This is a genomic window from Streptomyces sp. NPDC041124 (assembly GCF_055592385.1).
Map to the genome: position 1 here is coordinate 371,219 of NZ_JBVIYR010000003.1, position 15,901 is coordinate 387,119.

General features: G+C 72.6%; 19 protein-coding genes. 7 read left to right on the forward strand and 12 right to left on the reverse strand.

Going from position 1 to position 15,901, the window contains the following annotated elements; all coding sequences use genetic code 11:
• Window positions 1-28 precede the first annotated feature (28 nt).
• On the reverse strand, window positions 29-532 hold the full coding sequence (locus ACZ6A9_RS09960; RefSeq protein WP_468981848.1) for a TspO/MBR family protein: 504 nt from the start codon (window positions 530-532) through the stop codon (window positions 29-31).
• A gap of 163 nt (window positions 533-695) precedes the next feature.
• On the opposite strand from ACZ6A9_RS09960, the gene ACZ6A9_RS09965 reads away from it, so the two are divergent.
• Window positions 696-1,130 carry an ATP-binding protein gene (locus ACZ6A9_RS09965; RefSeq protein WP_468981852.1) on the forward strand — a complete coding sequence of 145 codons (435 nt, stop codon included), beginning with the start codon at window positions 696-698 and terminating at the stop codon, window positions 1,128-1,130.
• Between the two features lie 114 nt (window positions 1,131-1,244).
• Here ACZ6A9_RS09965 and ACZ6A9_RS09970 read toward each other — a convergent pair whose 3' ends face one another.
• The gene (locus tag ACZ6A9_RS09970) at window positions 1,245-1,415 is read right to left on the reverse strand and encodes a hydrophobic protein (protein WP_189557396.1); all 171 of its coding nucleotides are present in this window, start codon (window positions 1,413-1,415) and stop codon (window positions 1,245-1,247) included.
• 138 nt (window positions 1,416-1,553) lie between these two features.
• Between ACZ6A9_RS09970 and ACZ6A9_RS09975 the strand changes: the two genes are divergently transcribed.
• The gene (locus tag ACZ6A9_RS09975) at window positions 1,554-1,727 is read left to right on the forward strand and encodes a CsbD family protein (RefSeq protein WP_468981856.1); all 174 of its coding nucleotides are present in this window, start codon (window positions 1,554-1,556) and stop codon (window positions 1,725-1,727) included.
• A gap of 153 nt (window positions 1,728-1,880) precedes the next feature.
• On the opposite strand, the gene ACZ6A9_RS09980 is transcribed toward ACZ6A9_RS09975, so the two are convergent.
• The 9 genes from ACZ6A9_RS09980 to ACZ6A9_RS10020 all read right to left on the reverse strand — a co-directional run bounded on the left by ACZ6A9_RS09980 (window position 1,881) and on the right by ACZ6A9_RS10020 (window position 9,639).
• Window positions 1,881-2,525: a response regulator transcription factor gene (locus ACZ6A9_RS09980; protein ID WP_468981859.1), complete on the reverse strand. Its 645-nt coding sequence runs from the start codon at window positions 2,523-2,525 to the stop codon at window positions 1,881-1,883.
• Window positions 2,516-3,739: a sensor histidine kinase gene (locus tag ACZ6A9_RS09985; protein ID WP_468981863.1), complete on the reverse strand. Its 1,224-nt coding sequence runs from the start codon at window positions 3,737-3,739 to the stop codon at window positions 2,516-2,518. Before ACZ6A9_RS09985 ends, ACZ6A9_RS09980 begins: the two co-directional genes overlap by 10 nt.
• 104 nt (window positions 3,740-3,843) lie before the next feature.
• The gene (locus ACZ6A9_RS09990) at window positions 3,844-4,497 is read right to left on the reverse strand and encodes a DedA family protein (protein ID WP_468981866.1); all 654 of its coding nucleotides are present in this window, start codon (window positions 4,495-4,497) and stop codon (window positions 3,844-3,846) included.
• Between the two features lie 233 nt (window positions 4,498-4,730).
• Window positions 4,731-5,183: a protein-tyrosine phosphatase family protein gene (locus ACZ6A9_RS09995; protein ID WP_468981868.1), complete on the reverse strand. Its 453-nt coding sequence runs from the start codon at window positions 5,181-5,183 to the stop codon at window positions 4,731-4,733.
• A 107-nt stretch (window positions 5,184-5,290) separates the two neighbouring features.
• Window positions 5,291-6,628 carry a UDP-glucose dehydrogenase family protein gene (locus tag ACZ6A9_RS10000; protein ID WP_468981870.1) on the reverse strand — a complete coding sequence of 446 codons (1,338 nt, stop codon included), beginning with the start codon at window positions 6,626-6,628 and terminating at the stop codon, window positions 5,291-5,293.
• 30 nt (window positions 6,629-6,658) lie between these two features.
• Window positions 6,659-6,889, reverse strand: a complete 231-nt coding sequence (locus tag ACZ6A9_RS10005) for a hypothetical protein (RefSeq protein WP_468981872.1) — start codon at window positions 6,887-6,889, stop codon at window positions 6,659-6,661.
• A 115-nt stretch (window positions 6,890-7,004) separates the two neighbouring features.
• Window positions 7,005-8,921 (reverse strand): AfsR/SARP family transcriptional regulator, encoded by a 1,917-nt coding sequence (locus ACZ6A9_RS10010; protein ID WP_468981875.1) that lies wholly within the window; start codon window positions 8,919-8,921, stop codon window positions 7,005-7,007.
• Window positions 8,918-9,097 (reverse strand): hypothetical protein, encoded by a 180-nt coding sequence (locus ACZ6A9_RS10015; RefSeq protein WP_468981877.1) that lies wholly within the window; start codon window positions 9,095-9,097, stop codon window positions 8,918-8,920. Before ACZ6A9_RS10015 ends, ACZ6A9_RS10010 begins: the two co-directional genes overlap by 4 nt.
• Before the next feature lie 236 nt (window positions 9,098-9,333).
• Window positions 9,334-9,639, reverse strand: coding sequence for a hypothetical protein (locus tag ACZ6A9_RS10020; protein WP_468981880.1), 306 nt, complete (start codon window positions 9,637-9,639; stop codon window positions 9,334-9,336).
• Between the two features lie 152 nt (window positions 9,640-9,791).
• Here ACZ6A9_RS10020 and ACZ6A9_RS10025 point away from each other — a divergent pair, with 152 nt between their 5' ends.
• Window positions 9,792-10,778 (forward strand): LuxR C-terminal-related transcriptional regulator, encoded by a 987-nt coding sequence (locus tag ACZ6A9_RS10025; protein WP_468981883.1) that lies wholly within the window; start codon window positions 9,792-9,794, stop codon window positions 10,776-10,778.
• 72 nt (window positions 10,779-10,850) lie between these two features.
• Here the strand turns inward: ACZ6A9_RS10025 and ACZ6A9_RS10030 are convergent, their stop codons facing one another.
• Window positions 10,851-11,834 carry a UDP-glucuronic acid decarboxylase family protein gene (locus ACZ6A9_RS10030; protein ID WP_468981886.1) on the reverse strand — a complete coding sequence of 328 codons (984 nt, stop codon included), beginning with the start codon at window positions 11,832-11,834 and terminating at the stop codon, window positions 10,851-10,853.
• A 348-nt stretch (window positions 11,835-12,182) separates the two neighbouring features.
• Between ACZ6A9_RS10030 and ACZ6A9_RS10035 the strand changes: the two genes are divergently transcribed.
• Genes ACZ6A9_RS10035 through ACZ6A9_RS10050 form a run of 4 tightly spaced genes read left to right on the forward strand, consistent with a single transcriptional unit; the run spans window position 12,183 to window position 15,882 of the window.
• The gene (locus tag ACZ6A9_RS10035; protein ID WP_468981891.1) at window positions 12,183-12,938 is read left to right on the forward strand and encodes a HalD/BesD family halogenase; all 756 of its coding nucleotides are present in this window, start codon (window positions 12,183-12,185) and stop codon (window positions 12,936-12,938) included.
• Window positions 12,939-12,992: 54 nt separating this feature from the next.
• Complete coding sequence (locus ACZ6A9_RS10040) at window positions 12,993-13,973, forward strand: glycosyltransferase family 2 protein (RefSeq protein WP_468981893.1); 981 nt, start codon at window positions 12,993-12,995, stop codon at window positions 13,971-13,973.
• Window positions 13,970-15,217, forward strand: coding sequence for an ATP-grasp domain-containing protein (locus ACZ6A9_RS10045; RefSeq protein WP_468981895.1), 1,248 nt, complete (start codon window positions 13,970-13,972; stop codon window positions 15,215-15,217). The genes ACZ6A9_RS10040 and ACZ6A9_RS10045 overlap by 4 nt, the downstream gene beginning before the upstream one ends.
• On the forward strand, window positions 15,214-15,882 hold the full coding sequence (locus tag ACZ6A9_RS10050; RefSeq protein ID WP_468981898.1) for a hypothetical protein: 669 nt from the start codon (window positions 15,214-15,216) through the stop codon (window positions 15,880-15,882). The genes ACZ6A9_RS10045 and ACZ6A9_RS10050 overlap by 4 nt, the downstream gene beginning before the upstream one ends.
• Window positions 15,883-15,901: the final 19 nt, after the last annotated feature.

Here is a 15,901-nt window from a genome sequence, read left to right on the forward strand (position 1 = left end):
GACGGCGCGCCCGCACCGCCGGGCGGGTTCAGGCGGCCGGATTGCGCCGGACCAGGGAGAGGTTCAGGGCGGTGGCGAACAGGCACCAGGCGGCGTAGGGGGCCAGCGCGGCGGCGGCGGTGCGGTCCGCGCCGGCCACGCGGCGGACGAGGTGCGCGTTGCTGAGGTCGAGCGCCAGGGTGCCGGCCAGCCCGGCCCGCGCACTGCGCCGGCCGAAGAAGGCGTGGTTCCAGCCCGCGTTGAGCACCAGGTTCACCGCCAGGGCCGTGGCCAGCCGCGCCCGCTGCCGGCCGCGCGTCCTGCTCAGCCCGCGCCCCGCGCTCCAGGCGACGGTCGCGTACAACGGCGTCCACACCGCACCGAACGTCCAGCCCGGCGGTTGCCAGGCCGGCTTGTCCAGGGACCGGTACCAGGAGCTGTCGGCGTCGACCGCCCGGGCGCCGGCCACCGCCGCGGCCGCCACGGCGACGGCGGAGCCGGCCGTCCACGCGGCCCGGCCGGACGGTCGCGCATCCTCACTGATGAGCCTCATGCCGTCCGGGTACCCGTCGGAGCTCCTGACAGCTCACCGGCCGACGCCGGACACCGCACCAGCCCCAGGAGACTCATGAGAACGGACACAGTGGGTACGCGAACGCCATCGAAGACGACAATCCGTGATCAGAAGGACGTCGAGCAATGACGGAGACACTTTCATGGTCATCCCGCTCATGCCGCAGGCCGGGGACGACACCCGGCCGGAACCGCTGCGCTTCACCACCGCCTGGGACCTGACGGGTGTCCCCATCGCGGACGCGCGGGACGCCGTGAGCGCCCTGCTGGCGCGCGCCGGCCACCGCGCGGACCAGGAGTCGGCGCTGAGCGCACACCTGGTGGTCAGCGAGCTGGTCACCAACGCGGTCCGCCACGCCCCCGGCCCCGGCTCGCTCCTGCTCGCCCTCGCCCCCGGCGTGGACCGCCTCGACATCGCCGTCCGTGACAGTTCCCCGCACCCGCCCGTGGTGCGGCCGCGCGACCCGCACCGCATCGGCGGCCACGGCCTGCTGCTGGTCACCCGCCTCTGCGAGTACCTGCACACCAGCCGGCTGAGGATCGGCAAGCAGGTCATGGCCCGCATGCTCCTGACCTGAGGGCCGGGACGGCACGCCTCCGTCCCGCCCGGCCGTCGGACCGGTGGACGCGCCGAGGGCCCGGCCACCGTGGTGGCCGGGCCCTTCACGGGTGTGGTGCGGCGTCGGGACGCCTCACCACCGGTACCAGCGGCCGCGACCACCGCCGGCGGACGTGGAGCGCATGACGAAGCCGAGCAGCCAGATCACCAGCACGGCGATGGCGATCCACCAGAGGATCTTCACGGCGAAACCGGCACCGAAGAGGATCAGGGCCAGAAGCAGAACGAGCAACAGGGGAACCATAGTTATCAACCTCCTGGACCACCGAATGCCCTCGGTCGGCACTCTCACTCCTCGATACCGCCTTGTTTGTGAAGGAGGAGTGCGGGCACTCGCTCGGCACCACGACAGCGGCAAGAACGCTACGAGGAGGCGTGTTCCATGAGTGCCGGCGAGAAGGCCAAGGCGAAGACCGAGCAGGCGCAGGGCAAGGCCGAGGAGACCCTGGGCCGCGCCGTCGGGAACGACCGCATGGCAGCCGAGGGGCAGGCCAAGAAGAGCAAGGGCGACGCCCGCGAGTCCAAGGAGAAGGCGAAGGACGCCTTCAAGCACTGACGCCACCAGGCTGTGAAGCAGGGGGCTGCCCCGGGGTGCGACCCGGGGCAGCCCCCTGTCCTCATTCCACCGGTTCCACCTGCCGGGCGCGGTCATCAGGGCCGACCGCACGAAGACGCGGATCGCCTCTCCGGCCGTGCCCCGGGTGCATGCCTACGACTCCAGGTAGCGCAGCACCGCGAGGATGCGCCGGTTGTAGCCGGTGGTGCGCGGCAGGTCCAGTTTGTCGAAGACGGCGTTGAGGTTCTTCTCCACCGAGCTGAGCGAGAGGTGCAGCTTTGTCGCGATGGCCGTGTTGGTGTGACCCATGGCCAGCGTCTCCAGCACGCTGCGCTCCCGCGGGGTGAGCCGGGCCAGCGGATCCCCGTGCGTCGTGCGGATGAGCAACTGCCGTACGACCTCGGGGTCGATGGCGGCCCCGCCCGCGTGGATCCGCTCCAGCGCGTCCAGGAACTCCTCGACCTGGGCCACCCGGTCCTTGAGCAGGTAGCCGACCCGCTCGGCGGTGGAGGCCAGCAGCTGGGCGGCGTAGGTGCGCTCGATGTGCTGCGAGAGCACCAGCACGCCGACGTCCGCGAAGCGCTCGCGGATCTCCACGGCGGCCCGCAGGCCCTCGTCGGTGTGGGTCGGCGGCATCCGGATGTCGGCGACGACGACGTCCGGCCGGTGCTCCTCGACCTCCTTGAGGAGCGTCACCGCGTCGCCCAGCGCCGCCACCACCTCGTGGCCCTCGTCGGCGAGCAGCCGGACCAGGCCCTCGCGCAGCAGGGTCGAGTCCTCGGCGAGGATCAGGCGCATGGCAGCTCCGCGGAGATGGTGGTGGGTCCCCCGAGAGGGCTGTCGATGTGCAGCGCGCCGTCGAGGGCGGCCACCCGGCCGCGCAGCCCGGCCAGCCCGCTGCCGGCCGGGTCCGCGCCGCCCCGGCCGTTGTCCTCGACCCGTACGGTGAGCCGCGCCCCGGTGAGCGCCACCCGCACCTCGATGGCGGTGGCGGCGGAGTGCTTGGCGGCGTTGGTGACGGCCTCGGAGACCACGAAGTAGGCCGCCGTCTCCACCGGCTGGGGCAGCGGCGCGCCGGCTTCGAAGTGGATGCGCAGCGGGATGCCGCACCGTTCGGCCACCCCGCCCAGCGCTTCCTTCAGGCCGAGGGTGTCGAGCGCCGAGGGGTAGGCGCGCCAGGCCACTTCGCGCAGTTCGTCGAGGACCCCCTGGGACTCCACGTGCGCCTGGAGCAGCAGCGCGTCGGCCCGCTCGGGGTCGCGGCTGCGGCGGGCCCGGCCGAGCAGCATGGCCAGTGCGACCAGGCGCTGCTGGACGCCGTCGTGCAGATCGCGTTCGATGCGCCGGCGTTCGGCGTCGACCGCCCGCACCACCGCGGCCCGGCTGGCGGCGAGTTCGTCGATCCGCTGCTGGAGCAGTTCCCGCTCGGAGGGGCCGAAGCAGTCGCGGGCGGTGCGGGTGTCCAGGGCGGCCAGCGAGTACAGGCCCTGCACGTCGAGGAAGAGCAGGACGCCGCCCAGCACCGCCTGGGTCAGCAGCTCGCTCCAGCCGAGACCGCCCCGCACCACCCCGCTGATCAGCAGCCCGGCCAGTACGGCACCGAAGCCGAGCAGTCCGATCACGACGGCGCACAGCAGCCCCGTGGAGCAGCGGACGGCGAGGTAACGCAGGATCCTCTGGTCGCAGGTCGTGTAGTGCTCGGGGAACCGGTCGCCGAAGAACACCGAGCGGCGGATCCGTTCGAGCGCCGTGAGGCGGCGCGCTCCGGCCATCAGCACGCGCAGGGCGTCGGGGCGGGTGCGCGGCCACAGCAGGAAGGGGCCGAGGAGGACCCCGGCGGCGAGGAAGTGGAGGGCTTCGAGCAGGGCGGTGGCGCAGCCGAGCAGCACACCCAGGCCGCGGCGCGGCAGCGCCGGGGACGGCGAGACCGCGCCCCGGTCGTCCCGGGACGCCGCGGTGCCGGGGGCTTGCGCGGGACCGCGGGAGACGGCGCCGGTCACGTGCTCCTGCACAGCGGCCGAGCCTAGAGCGGCCGCACGGCCCCGGGCAAGGTCACCGGGGGCCGTGGGCGGGGGCACGGGGCGCGCGTCGGCGGGGGAGCGGGGACCGGGGCGCATCAGGCGCGGCGGTGCCGGGCCGTGCCACGGCGGCCCTTCACCCGTACGGCCACGAAGGCGGCGAAGGCGACGGCGACCAGGACCAGGACGGCCTTGCTCAGGGCGCCGACGTAGGTCTCCACCTCGCTCCACCGCTCGCCGAGCCAGTAACCGGCGAGCACCAGGACGCTGTTCCAGATCAGGCTGCCGAGCGTGGTGAGCGCGACGAACACGCCCGTCGGCATCCGCTCGATACCGGCGGGCACCGAGATCAGGCTGCGGAAGAGCGGCACCATCCTGCCGAGGAAGACCGCCTTGGTGCCGTGCCTGGCGAACCACTCCTCGGTGCGCCGCAGGTCGGAGGTCTTCACCAGGGGCAGCCTCGCCCACAGCGCGTACATCCGCTCCCGGCCGATGAGCGCGCCGATCCAGTAGAGGGCGAGCGCACCGGCCACCGAGCCCAGTGTCGTCCAGAACAGTGCCGAGGCGAGGCTCAGCACCCCCTGGCCGGCGGCGAAGCCGGTGAGGGGGAGGATGATCTCGCTGGGCAGCGGCGGGAAGAGGTTCTCCAGGGCGACGAACAGGCCGGCCCCGGGGCCGCCCAGCGCGTCCACGAGGTCGGCGGCCCACCCCGCGATGCCGTCCGCGGGCTCCTGGGGCAGCGCCACGGTCATGTGATGCACAGTCGGTCTCCAAGGTGGGGGCGGTGCAGCGGGGCGGCTGCACCCGTCGGCCTCCAACCTAGGAACCGGGGACGGGCGGCGGTACGTGGGTTGCCACCCGGTCCGACGCGGTTCCCCGCACCGGGACCCTGCGGAAAACCGCAGGGTCCCGGTGGCGCGCGCGGTCCCGGTGCGGAACCGCCGGACCGCTCGCGCCCGGTGCGGAACCGCCGGACCGCTCGTGCCTACGACCGTCCCGAGCCCGTCGCGTCGGCGGCCCGGCGGACGAAGCGCCGTTGCCACGGCACCTCGACCGCGCGGGAGTGGTAGTTCCGCCGCACCCACCTGACCGCTTCCCTGGGGGTCATGCCCTCGAAGACGCAGAGCGCGGAGAGTGCCGTGCCGGTCCGTCCGACGCCGCCCCCGCAGCAGACCTCCACGCGTTCGTCCGCGGCACGGTCGTACGCGGTGCGCAGGGTGCGCAGGGCGTCCTCGGGGTCGGTGGGGAGCCAGAAGTCCCGCCAGGGGATCCAGAGGGACTCCCAGGGCGGCGCGGGCGGCCGGTGGTCCGTCAGGTGGACGGCCAGGGTCGGGGTCTGGCCCTCCGGCAGGTCGTATCTCAGTCCGCGTCCGCGGATCCTCCGCCCCGAGGGCAGCGTGATCACTTGGCGGGTGGCGGTGTGCCACGGTTCGGTCATGACGCATCCCGTTCCGGTCGGCTCGGCTCGAATGACGTGCCGGCCGCCGCTTCCCTTCCCCGACGGGGGCGGCACGTCTGTCGGGCGGGAAGGTTAGCGCGCCGCCCTCACCCTCCGCCGGTCCGCGGGAGCGGGCCGTGCGGCGCGGGCCGGGTCGCCCGGCCCACGCTCATGAAGGTGAAGCCCGCTTCGGACAGGGTGGCCGGATCGAGCAGGTTGCGGCCGTCGAAGAGCAGCGGGCGGCGCATGCGGCGGGCCGCGGCCGGCCAGTCGGCGGCCTTCAGTTCCGGCCAGTCGGTCACCACGATCGCCGCGTCCGCACCCGTCACCGCCTCCAGCGGTGAGGCGTGCCGCGTCACCGAGGTCCACGGCTCGACCGGGCCGGGGCGGCCCATCGGGTCCCAGCCGGTCACCTCGGCCCCCTCGGCGAGCAGCCGCGAGGCGATCACCGCGCTGGGGGCCTCGCGCATGTCGTCGGTGCCCGGTTTGAAGGTCAGGCCGAGCAGCGCGACCCGGCGGCCCCTGAGCCCGCCGAGTTCCTCCTTCAGGCGCCGCACCGCCCGCCTCGGCTGCAGTTCGTTGACCTCGATGACCGCGTTGAGGAGCTGGAAGGGGTATCCGGAGTTGCTGGCCATGGCCCGCAGCGCGCGGGTGTCCTTCGGGAAGCAGGAGCCGCCGTAGCCGAGGCCGGCGTCGAGGAAGTGCCCGCCGAGCCGGTGGTCCATGCCGACGGCCCGGGAGACCCGCTGGATGTCCGCCCCGGTCGCCTCGCACACCGTGGCGATCTCGTTGATGAAGGTGATCTTCGTGGCGAGCAGGGCGTTGGAGGCGAGCTTGACCATCTCGGCGGAGGCCACGTCCATGATCTCGACCGGCGCGTCGACGCCGTCGTACAGGTCCCGTACCCAGTGGGCCGTGGCCTCGTCCGAGGCGCCGACGACCACCCGGTCGGGGCGCAGGAAGTCCTCGACGGCCCGGCCCTCGGCGGTGAACTCGGGGTTGGAGGCGTATCCCACGTGGCCGAGCCCGGCCTTGTCGAGCGCGGCCCGCACCCGGGTGCCGGTGCCCACCGGCACCGTGCTCTTCACGACCACCGCGACGAGGCGCGAGGCGTCCTCGAGCGCGTCGACGACCGACCAGACCCGGGACAGGTCCGCGTCGCCCGACGCCGTGGGCGGGGTGTCGACGCAGACGTACACGGCCTCGGCGTCCCGCAGGGCCTCCCGGGCGTCGAGCGTGAACGACAGCCGTTCCTTGTTCTGGGCGATCAGATCACCGAGCCCGGGCTCGAAGAGGGGCACCTCCCCGGAGCGCAGCAGCCGGATCCGCTCCGGCTGGATGTCGCGCACCACGACCCGATGGCCGAGCCGGGCGAAGCACGCACCGGTCACCAGGCCGATGTAGCCCGCGCCGAAGACGGCGATGTTGCGTGGGTTGTCGCTCATGTGCGGAAGTCGTCCTCCGTCATGACGCCCTCAGTTCCGGCGTCCCTGGTTGCGTGGATGGTTGCGGGCCGTGCGTTCGTTGCCGAACTTGTACGAGCCGGTCCAGCGCGCCATCACCTCCTGCTCGTCGCCGGCCTCCACCTCCTCGGTGAAGCGGACGGCGCGCTGGCCGCGCAGGGTGGTGGCCTGGCGGCCCCGGTGGGTGATGACGACGGTGCCGTCGGCACGCGTCTCGTAGCTGAATCCGTACGGTGCGGGCATGGCCGGCTCCACCTCGTGTCTGTCGTGTCGTGCGGATGCGGTGTCGGTGCACGCACGCCGTGGGGCGAGGGCCGGTGGACGACCGGCGGCCGGCGCGCGGCGGTACGCGCGGACTCTAACCGGTGTGCCGGGCCGCCCCGCCCAGAACGGCCGGTGCCGGTGAGTGGTGCACCGGGAGGGGCAGCGGGACCGTTCCCTCCTCCTCGGCGAGGCGGGCGCGGGCGAAGAGGCGCACCAGCGGGTGCAGCCGGTAGCCGTGTCCGCCGCGCCACGGGACCGCCTCGCACCAGTGGGCCTCGGCCAGTTCCGCGAGCAGTTCCTCCGCCCGGTCGGGTGCGGTTCCCAGTGCCCCCGCCGCGGCGTGCGGCAGCAGCGGGTGCGGGCCGAGGGCCGAGTGGAAGCGCAGGGCGCGCCGGCTCCGCGCGTCCAGCCTGCGGTAGCCGGACCACAGGCGGTCCGCCAGGGAGAGGTCGGCCAGGGTGAGTTCGGCCAGGGTGCGCCGGGGATCGGCCAGCCGGTCCGCGAGCCGGGCCAGCGGCCAGTGCGGCCGGGCCGCGGCCCGGCCGCCGGCGATGCGCAGGGCGAGGGGGAGCCCGGCACAGGACTGGAGGACGCCGGCCGTGGCACCCGGCTCCGCCGACGCACGGGAGTGTCCCGCGAGCTTCTCGAAGAGGGTGCGCGCCTCGGCCGCGGGCAGCGGCCCGAGCGGGGTGCGCTCCGGCCCGTCGAGGGCGTACAGGCCCGAACGGCTGGTGACCAGGGTCGCGCAGCCGCCGGTCGCGGGCAGCAGCGGACGGACCTGCCGCTCGTCGTCCGCGTCGTCGAGGACGAGGAGCAGCCGGCGGCCCGCGGTCCGGGTCCGGTAGGCGCGGACCCTCTCGTCGAGCGTGCCGGGTGTCCGTCCGGCCGGCACGCCGAGCAGGCGCAGCAGCGCGCCGAGGGCGTCCGCCGGGTGCAGCGGGTCGGGGCCCGAGCCGCGCAGATCGAGGTGGATCTGCCCGTCCGGGTAGTGGCCGGCGACGCGGTGCGCGGTCACGAGGGCGAGTGCCGTCTTGCCGACGCCCGGCATCCCGGTCACCGTGTGGACGGCGGGGCCCGTGCGCTCCCGGGTGAGTGCCTCGGCCAGTCGCTCCACGTCGTGCTCGCGACCGGTGAAGTCGGCCGGTGCGGGCGGGAGTTCGGCGGGCGGGGACGCGAGTACGGCGGGCGGTCCGGCCCGGTCCGCGCCGGTGGCCGGCGTGGCCCGTACGGTGGTGCGCGGCAGCAGTGACGGGTGCCCGGTGAGCATCGCCTGGTGCAGCCGCTGGAGTTCGGCGCAGGGTTCCAGGCCCAGCTCCTCGGCGAGCGTGGCGCGTGCGGCCCGGTAGGCGGCGAGCGCGTCGGCCTGCCGCCCGGAGCGGTACAGGGCGGTCATCAGCCGGCCGCGCAGCCCTTCGCGCAGCGGGTGGGCCGCGACCAGCGCGATGAGTTCGGGAACGACCTCGGCGTGCCGCCCCAGTTCGAGGTCGGCGCTCAGCCGCTGCTCCAGGGTGGTGAGCCGTTCCTCCTCGAGCCGGTCGCGTTCCAGGTCGGCGAGCGGGTCGCAGACCCCGCCGAGGGCCGTGCCGCGCCAGACGCCGAGCGCCTGGCGCAGCACCCGGGCGGCGGTGCCGGGAGTGCCGCCGGCGAGCGCCCCGGCGCCGCGCGCCGCGTACTGCCGGAAGTCCGCGAGGTCGATCCCGACGCCGTGGTCCGGCAGCCGGAGCAGGTATCCGGGGCGCCGGCGCTCCACCGTGACGGCGGGGCCGAGCAGCCGGCGCACCCGGGAGGCGTAGGTGTGGATCTGGGCCGGGCAGGTCACGGGTGGCGACTCGCCCCACAGCAGTGCGGTGAGTTCCGAGTCGGGTACGACCCGGCCCCGGGCGAGCAGCAGGGCGGCCAGTACGGTGCGGGGTTTGGCCCCGCCCAGGTCGACCGGTTCCCCGTCGCGGTGGGCCTCGATCGGACCCAGCAGGTTCAGGGTCAGGCTGTCCTGAGCGGCCACGGTGTTCACGGGCCCCAGATGTTGACCGGCTTGGCCGTGGCGGGCGGGCCCTGCGGGGCGCCGACCGTGGCCACGTGCGGGTCGGACGCCGGACCCCCGGTGGTGCCGGTGACGGTGACGGCCGCGGCGAACGCGGCGGTGAGGGCGACGGTGGACGTGGCGATCAAGCGGAACGAGAGTCTCATCGGTACCACCCCTGTGGACAAAACGGTCGTCTGGCTCCGGCCGGGTGCGCACGCGGACGTGTCCGGCCGGATCCGTCCGGGTCGATTCGCGCCATGGTCGCGGTGCCCCTTCCGGTGGGATCACTGTGATCGCCGGCGCCGGTTGTGGACAGGGGTTACCCGTGTCAGGGAGCTGCAGTGGCAGGACCCTGACAAAGCGACGGGCGGCGGGCCGGACGTACCGGGGACCGCGCCGCTCAGCGCTCGCTCTGCTCGCTGAGCAACTCGACCAGGAGGGGCAGGGGCACGGAGGAGTGCCTGGTGAACCGGGGGCCGCCGGCCGCACAGCGACCGAGGACCGTGTCACAGCACCGCTCCGCCTCGGCCAGGGTGGGCCGTTCGACGAAGAGCACCGCTTCCACGGACGGACCGTACGGCTGCGCGTAGATGTGCTCCACGCCGTCGCCCGGGCGGACGGCCGCCCACAGCAGGTCGCGGGCCTCCGGGAGTGAGGGCGAGTGGACGCCGTCGACGATGTCGAGCCGGACATTCACTAGATACACGACTGTTGCCCCACAAAGATTTTCCTGGTGCATCGTGAAACGACACAGATTTCCGGCCATCGCATAGAGTGTGGCTCCACAGCGGCACTCCGGCCTGAAAACGACGGAGACGTCGGCGGTCGCCCGGGCCGCCACCCTTGGGGGAGGGAAGCATGCTTGGGGAACTGGGTCTCGGTCCTGACGAGGAAGCCGTGTACCGGACCATGCTCGAGGAGGGGGCGGGCGGTGTGGCCGGCCTCTGCGAGGCGCTGGGATGGAGTCAGGAGCGCGCCCGCGCGGCGCTCGACCGCCTCGCCGCCCTCTCGCTGGTGCGGCCGTCGCCGGACGGCGGACCCGGCCGGGCCGTCGATCCCGAGGTCGGCCTGACGTCGCTGCTCATCGACCAGGAGGCCGAAGTCCTGGAGCGCCAGCGGCAGATCACGGCGAGCCGCCTCGCGGTGACCCGGATGGTCGCCGACATCCGCGCCTCCAACAGCGGGGCCGCCGAGGTGCACAAGCTCCGGAGCATGGACCAGATCCAGTCGAGGATCGAGCACCTCGCCGACACCTGCACCACCGAGATCGCGGCGTTCGTGCCCGGCGGCGGGCAGAGCGAACGGCACCTGGAGGCCGCCCGCCCGCTGGACCTGGCCGCCGCCGACCGGGGCGTGCGGCTGCGGTACGTCTTCCTGGACAGTGCCCGCAACTGCCCCGCCACCCGGGCGTACGCGCAGTGGCTCACCGGACGCGGCGGCCAGGTGCGCACCGTGCCGCGGCTGCCGCCGCGGATGCTGATCTACGACGGTGCCACCGCGATCCTGCCGATGGACCCGGCCGCCGCCGATCTGGGCGCCCTGGTGCTCCACGGCACCGGTGCGGTCACCGCCCTGATGACCCTCTTCGACCAGATCTGGCAGCAGGCGTGCCCGCTGGGCGAGGCCCTCGCGACGCGGGCCGACGACGACCGGCCGTCGCCGCCGGAGCAGGCCGTGCTCGGACTGCTCGCGGAGGGGATGACGGACGACGCGATGGCCCGCCAGCTGGGGGTGTCGGTGCGTACCGTCCGGCGCATCACCGCCGACCTGATGCAGCGTCTGGGCGCGCGCAGCCGGTTCGAGGCGGGCGTGCTGGCACACAGCAAGGGCTGGGTGCAGCGCTGACGTCCCGTCCTGCATGCCCGGTCACCGTCCCGTTCTCCTCGTGCGGCCGCGTGCCCATGGTGTCAGCGGTTCCTACTTTTCCTCTGCACCGGCCAACTGCAGGGTCTCCCGGTCGGCCCCGGCCTGCCCGCGGAACCATTCGATCGTCTCGATCAGACCGCGCTCGGTGCCGAACTCGGGTGCCCATCCGAGCTGTTCGCGTGCCCGCGTGATGTCGGGCCGCCGGACGGAGGGGTCGTCGACCGGTCTGGGCACATGGGCGATGCCGGAGGTGGACGCGGTCAGTTCGCGGATCCACTCGGCCAGCCTGAGCACCGGGATCTCCTCCTGGTTGCCGAGGTTGACCGGTCCCGCGATCCGCGCGTCGGTCATCCGCACCAGGCCGTCGACGAGGTCGGACACGTAGCAGAGCGAGCGTGTCTGCGAGCCGTCGCCGGCCACGGTGATCGGCTGCCCGGCCAGCGCCTGCCGGATGAAGGTGGGGACGGCACGGCCGTCGTGGGCGCGCATCCGGGGACCGTAGGTGTTGAAGATCCGCACGATGCCGGTGTCGACACCGAGGCTCCTGCGGTACGCCATGGTGAGGGCCTCCGCGTACCGCTTGGCCTCGTCGTACACCGAGCGCGGGCCGACCGGGTTGACGTTGCCCCAGTAGCTCTCCGGCTGGGGGTGCACCAGCGGGTCGCCGTACGTCTCCGACGTGGAGGCGAGCACGAACCTGGCGCCCTCGGCGCGGGCGAGGTCCAGCAGGTGCCGGGTGCCCTCGGACCCCACGCGCAGCGTCTGCAGCGGGAGTTCGAGGTAGTCGATGGGTGAGGCGGGCGACGCCAGGTTGAGTACGGCGTCGACCCTCCCCGCGATCTTCGGCGCCCCCTCGACGATGTCGGCCTCGATCAGCCGGAACCCGCTCTCGCCGGCGAGATGGGCGACGTTGCGGGCGCTCCCGGTGACGAAGTTGTCGACGCACACGACCCGCCAGCCGTCGTCGAGCAGCCGCTCGCACAGATGCGAGCCGACGAACCCCGCGCCACCGGCCACCACCGCTGTCCTGGTCATTCGGATCCCTCCCTGAATCCCTGCGGAATATCCGTGTGCAGGGCTGCCCGTGATACTCGCGGGGGAATTCGGTGAAGCCCCCGGGCGTCTCGGTATTTGACCGCACGGGGAATTCTGGCGCAACGCTGGGTTCTTCACGGACGACGGCGGTGTGAGTTCCTCATGCCGGGGGTGAAGAACTCATGCCGGACGCCGGATGGTTTCTTCATGTGAAATCGGTGAGGCAAGCACTACCGAATGTGCGGGGCCGCGTCACAGAATCGGTGCACCGACAGCGGCAGAAAAGGATCCGGGTCACCGGACCGTTGGATGGAGATCCGGCCGCACGCCACACGAGGAGCAGCCCGCATGACGCAGAACGCGATCACCGCAGCGAACGTCGAAGAGCTCATCGCCAAGAACATCACTCAGCGGTTCGACAACGACCACGAGGTCCTCAAGCTCTCCCAGCACTTCCGCCGCGAGGGTTACGTCAAGCTGCCCGGCCTGGTCTCCGAGGAGGTCTTCGAGGCGGTCGCCGCCGAGACCCACCAGCTGATCGACACGCACCAGAAGCGCATCGACATCCGCCTCAAGGAGACCGGCGACTCGCCGCGCTTCATGTCCACCGTCGGCCAGAAGGCGATCGCCACCGACGGCTCGCTGATCCCGGCCGTCTACGAGTCGCCGGCGCTCAAGGGCTTCCTCTCCCGCCTCGCCAAGGAGGAGGTCATGGACTGCCCGTGGGACGAGGAGAAGTACATCATCACCCGCCAGCACCAGAAGGGCGACACCCACGGCTGGCACTGGGGCGACTTCAGCTTCACGGTCATCTGGCTGATCGAGGCTCCCTCCCTGGAGTACGGCGGCATGCTCCAGTGCATTCCGCACACCGACTGGAACAAGGACGACCCGCGCGTCGAGGAGTACCTGCAGCAGCACCCGATCCGCTCGTACGGCCACGCCCGGGGCGACCTGTACTTCCTGCGCTCGGACACCACGCTGCACCGCACGGTCCCGCTGAACGCCGACAGGACCCGCATCATCCTCAACACCTGCTGGGCGAGCCGCAACGACAACCAGAAGGCGACCACCCACGAGACGATGAACGCGATGTTCGACTGATTCGCCGAGGACGGGAGGAAGAGCGGGGAGCGGAGGATGACCAGAATGCCTGCCATGCTTTCCATCACCGCGATGGTGCCCTGTTACAACGAGGAGGAATGCATCGAGCGGGCATATCTGGAAATCAGCAGGGAGATCTACAGGTACGAGGATTCAGAAATCCTCTTCGTCGACGACGGAAGCACCGACGGGACGCTCGACATCATCAAGCGGATCGCCCGCGAGGATCCACGCGTCCGGTACCTGTCCTTCGCTCGGAACTTCGGCCTCGAATCCGCCTTCACCGCGGGCTTCGCGTACGCGTCGAAGGAGTGGACCGTGCAGCTCGACGCCGACCTGCAGTCCCCGCCCGCCGAACTCCACAAGCTGGCGCAGCGGGCCGTGGAAGGCGGCTACGACGCGGTCTTCGCGGTCCGCGCCGGCCGGCAGGACCCCTGGTACCGCCGCCTGGGAACCTATGGCCACCAGGCCGTCGCCACCCGCATCCTGGGCATCGAACTGCCCGTGCGCGCCTCGGTGTTCCGCGTGGTGCGCACCGTGGTGGCCCACAAGGTCGCCGACTGCGAGGTCAGCACCCCCTACTTCCTCGCCACCCTGCCGCTGATCGGCGCCCGCTACACCACGGTGGAGACGGCGCACGCGGCCCGGGTGGCCGGGCGGGCCAAGTGGTCGCTCGGCAAGCTGTTCCGGCACGCCGCCGACCTCTTCGTCGGCTTCTCCTACCGGCCGCTCTCCCTCGTCTACCTCGCGGCGGCCGTCGCCGCGGTGGCGGCCGGGGCGCTGACGCTGCTCCAGGGCGACGTGCGGCTGCTCGCCACGGCGTCCGTGCTGCTGCACGCCTTCGGCCTGGGAGCGCTCGCGCTGCTCGCCCGCTACCTGGTGCGCATCATGCGCGGGAGCGAGGGACTCCCCCGCTACCAGATCCGGGAGGCCAACGTGCCCGTGCGGCCGCGGGACGACCTCTACGCCCACCGCCACGCACCCACCGGCCGGGCCGTGCCCGCGCCACTGCCGCAGACAGGGAACCTGCCATGACCAAGCCCCACATCCTCGTCCTCGGCGGGGGCGAGGACCAGCTCCCCGCCTACCACGAGGCCCGCCGCCTCGGTTACCGGGTCATCGGCGTCGACCAGCGGCCGGAGGCGCTGGGCGCGGCGGCCGCCGACCTCTTCCTGTGCATGACCACCCGGGCCCCCGAGGAGATCGCCGCCAGGATCAGCCACCTCGACGTCGCCGCGGTGATCTCACCGGCCAGCGACGCCGCGCAGGAGGCGGTGGCCGCACTCAGCCGCATCCTCGGCACCCCGCACCAGCCGGCCCCGGACGCGGTGCGGGCCTCCGTGGACAAGGGCTGGTTCCACAGCGTCCTGGAACGCGTCGGCCTGCCCGGCTACGGCCACCTGCGGTCCAAGGACCCCGTCGAACTGCGCCTCGCCGCGGCCACGCTGCCGCTGCCCGTCATCGTGAAGCCGAACGACTCCTCCGGCAGCAAGGGCGTCCAGGTCGTGGCCGACCCGGCGGCCCTGCCCGCGGCGCTGGCCGAGGCACGGGCGCACTCCTTCTCCGGCGAAGTGATCGTGGAGGAGATGCTGCTGGGCAAGCACCTGTCCGCCGAAGCGTTCCTGCGCGACGCGAAGCTCGCGACCATCGCGGTCACCGAGCGCGCCACCACCGGCGCACCCCACATGATCACCACGGCGCACACGGTGCCCGCCGAGCTCACGCCCGCCACCGAGATCCGGCTGCGCTCCATGATCATGGACATCTGCGTCGCGCTCGGCCACACCGACGGCCCGGTCAACTTCGACTTCGTGGTCGACCGCACCGAGGAGATCCGCTTCATCGAGATGGGCGCCCGGCTCGGCGGCAACGGCATGCCGCTGCTCGTCCAGCACGCCTACGGCATCAACACCTACGAGGCCGCCCTGCGCCTGGCGCTCGGCCAGGACTTCGACCTGGCGCCCCGCCACGACAAGAAGACGGCCCTGCAGATCCTGAGCACCGACACCGACGGCACCCTGCGCACCGTCGAAGGCGCGGACGAGGTCCGTGCGCTGCCCCAGACCGCCGAGCTGAGGCTCTTCGCGGGCCCCGGCAGCCAGGTCCGCCGCTACACCCAGGCCGGCCGCAAACTCGGCTACCTCCTGCTCGTCGCGGACAGCTACACCGAGCTCCGGGCGGCACAGGCGAAGGCCCGTGCCCTGCTGCGCTTCGACGTGGAGCCCGCCGCGCCCGCCCCGGCCCGACGCCCCGAATCCCTTACGGAGAACGTTCGTTGAACACCGTACGGCGCAATGCGCCCTTCCTGGTCCTCGCCGCGCTCGCCGCGGTCTTCGCGGGCATCGTCTGGTTCGCCATGCCCCACGACCGTGAGGTCAAGAACCTGGGCGTCCTGCTGTTCAAGCTGGTGCCCTTCGTGCTCGCCACCGAGGCGATCGCCCAGCTCGACCCGGCCTGGGCCCAGCGGATCCGCCTCCACCTGGTGGTCCCGGTCTGCTTCCTCGTCTACTTCCTCTACTTCGTGCCGAAGATCTTCTTCGTCGCCGAGAACCACCCCGAGCTCTACTACTACGTCCTCACGCTGACCCCGTTCGTCATCCTGAGCCTCGTCCTCGCCTTCCGCATCGGCGGCGGCGCCTCCGACCTGGTGCGACGGCTCTCCTACGCGATGATCCTGCTGATGCTGTCCGGCCTCGAGGACCTGGCCTTCCTCACCGTGAACGAGCACACCGACCCGGCGTGGCAGACCATCCCCGAGGTGTGGACCTGGGCCTCGCACATGACGGTCCGCCTCGGCCACCCGGCGAGCAAGTACGAGGCGTTCGCCTTCATCGCCGTGCACGTCGTGCTGGCGCTGTTCGTCCTGCTCGCCCCCAAGCGCTGGTTCGCCCCCGTCACCCGGGTCTTCCGCCGCACCCCCGTCCAGGCCCCCACCGCCGGCTGACCAGCGAAGGACCGCAGAA

Bases quoted from the DNA above. Each gene is read 5' to 3' on its own strand.
- ACZ6A9_RS10035 (WP_468981891.1), top strand. From the start codon at position 12,183: ATGACGCAGAACGCGATCACCGCAGCGAACGTCGAAGAGCTCATCGCC.
- ACZ6A9_RS10015 (WP_468981877.1), bottom strand. From the start codon at position 9,097: ATGAGACTCTCGTTCCGCTTGATCGCCACGTCCACCGTCGCCCTCACC.
- ACZ6A9_RS10000 (WP_468981870.1), bottom strand. From the start codon at position 6,628: ATGAGCGACAACCCACGCAACATCGCCGTCTTCGGCGCGGGCTACATC.
- ACZ6A9_RS10040 (WP_468981893.1), top strand. From the start codon at position 12,993: ATGCTTTCCATCACCGCGATGGTGCCCTGTTACAACGAGGAGGAATGC.
- ACZ6A9_RS10025 (WP_468981883.1), top strand. From the start codon at position 9,792: ATGCTTGGGGAACTGGGTCTCGGTCCTGACGAGGAAGCCGTGTACCGG.
- ACZ6A9_RS10045 (WP_468981895.1), top strand. From the start codon at position 13,970: ATGACCAAGCCCCACATCCTCGTCCTCGGCGGGGGCGAGGACCAGCTC.
- ACZ6A9_RS09960 (WP_468981848.1), bottom strand. From the start codon at position 532: ATGAGGCTCATCAGTGAGGATGCGCGACCGTCCGGCCGGGCCGCGTGG.
- ACZ6A9_RS09980 (WP_468981859.1), bottom strand. From the start codon at position 2,525: ATGCGCCTGATCCTCGCCGAGGACTCGACCCTGCTGCGCGAGGGCCTG.
- ACZ6A9_RS09995 (WP_468981868.1), bottom strand. From the start codon at position 5,183: ATGACCGAACCGTGGCACACCGCCACCCGCCAAGTGATCACGCTGCCC.
- ACZ6A9_RS09975 (WP_468981856.1), top strand. From the start codon at position 1,554: ATGAGTGCCGGCGAGAAGGCCAAGGCGAAGACCGAGCAGGCGCAGGGC.
- ACZ6A9_RS10005 (WP_468981872.1), bottom strand. From the start codon at position 6,889: ATGCCCGCACCGTACGGATTCAGCTACGAGACGCGTGCCGACGGCACC.
- ACZ6A9_RS09965 (WP_468981852.1), top strand. From the start codon at position 696: ATGGTCATCCCGCTCATGCCGCAGGCCGGGGACGACACCCGGCCGGAA.
- ACZ6A9_RS09990 (WP_468981866.1), bottom strand. From the start codon at position 4,497: ATGACCGTGGCGCTGCCCCAGGAGCCCGCGGACGGCATCGCGGGGTGG.
- ACZ6A9_RS09970 (WP_189557396.1), bottom strand. From the start codon at position 1,415: ATGGTTCCCCTGTTGCTCGTTCTGCTTCTGGCCCTGATCCTCTTCGGT.
- ACZ6A9_RS10030 (WP_468981886.1), bottom strand. From the start codon at position 11,834: ATGACCAGGACAGCGGTGGTGGCCGGTGGCGCGGGGTTCGTCGGCTCG.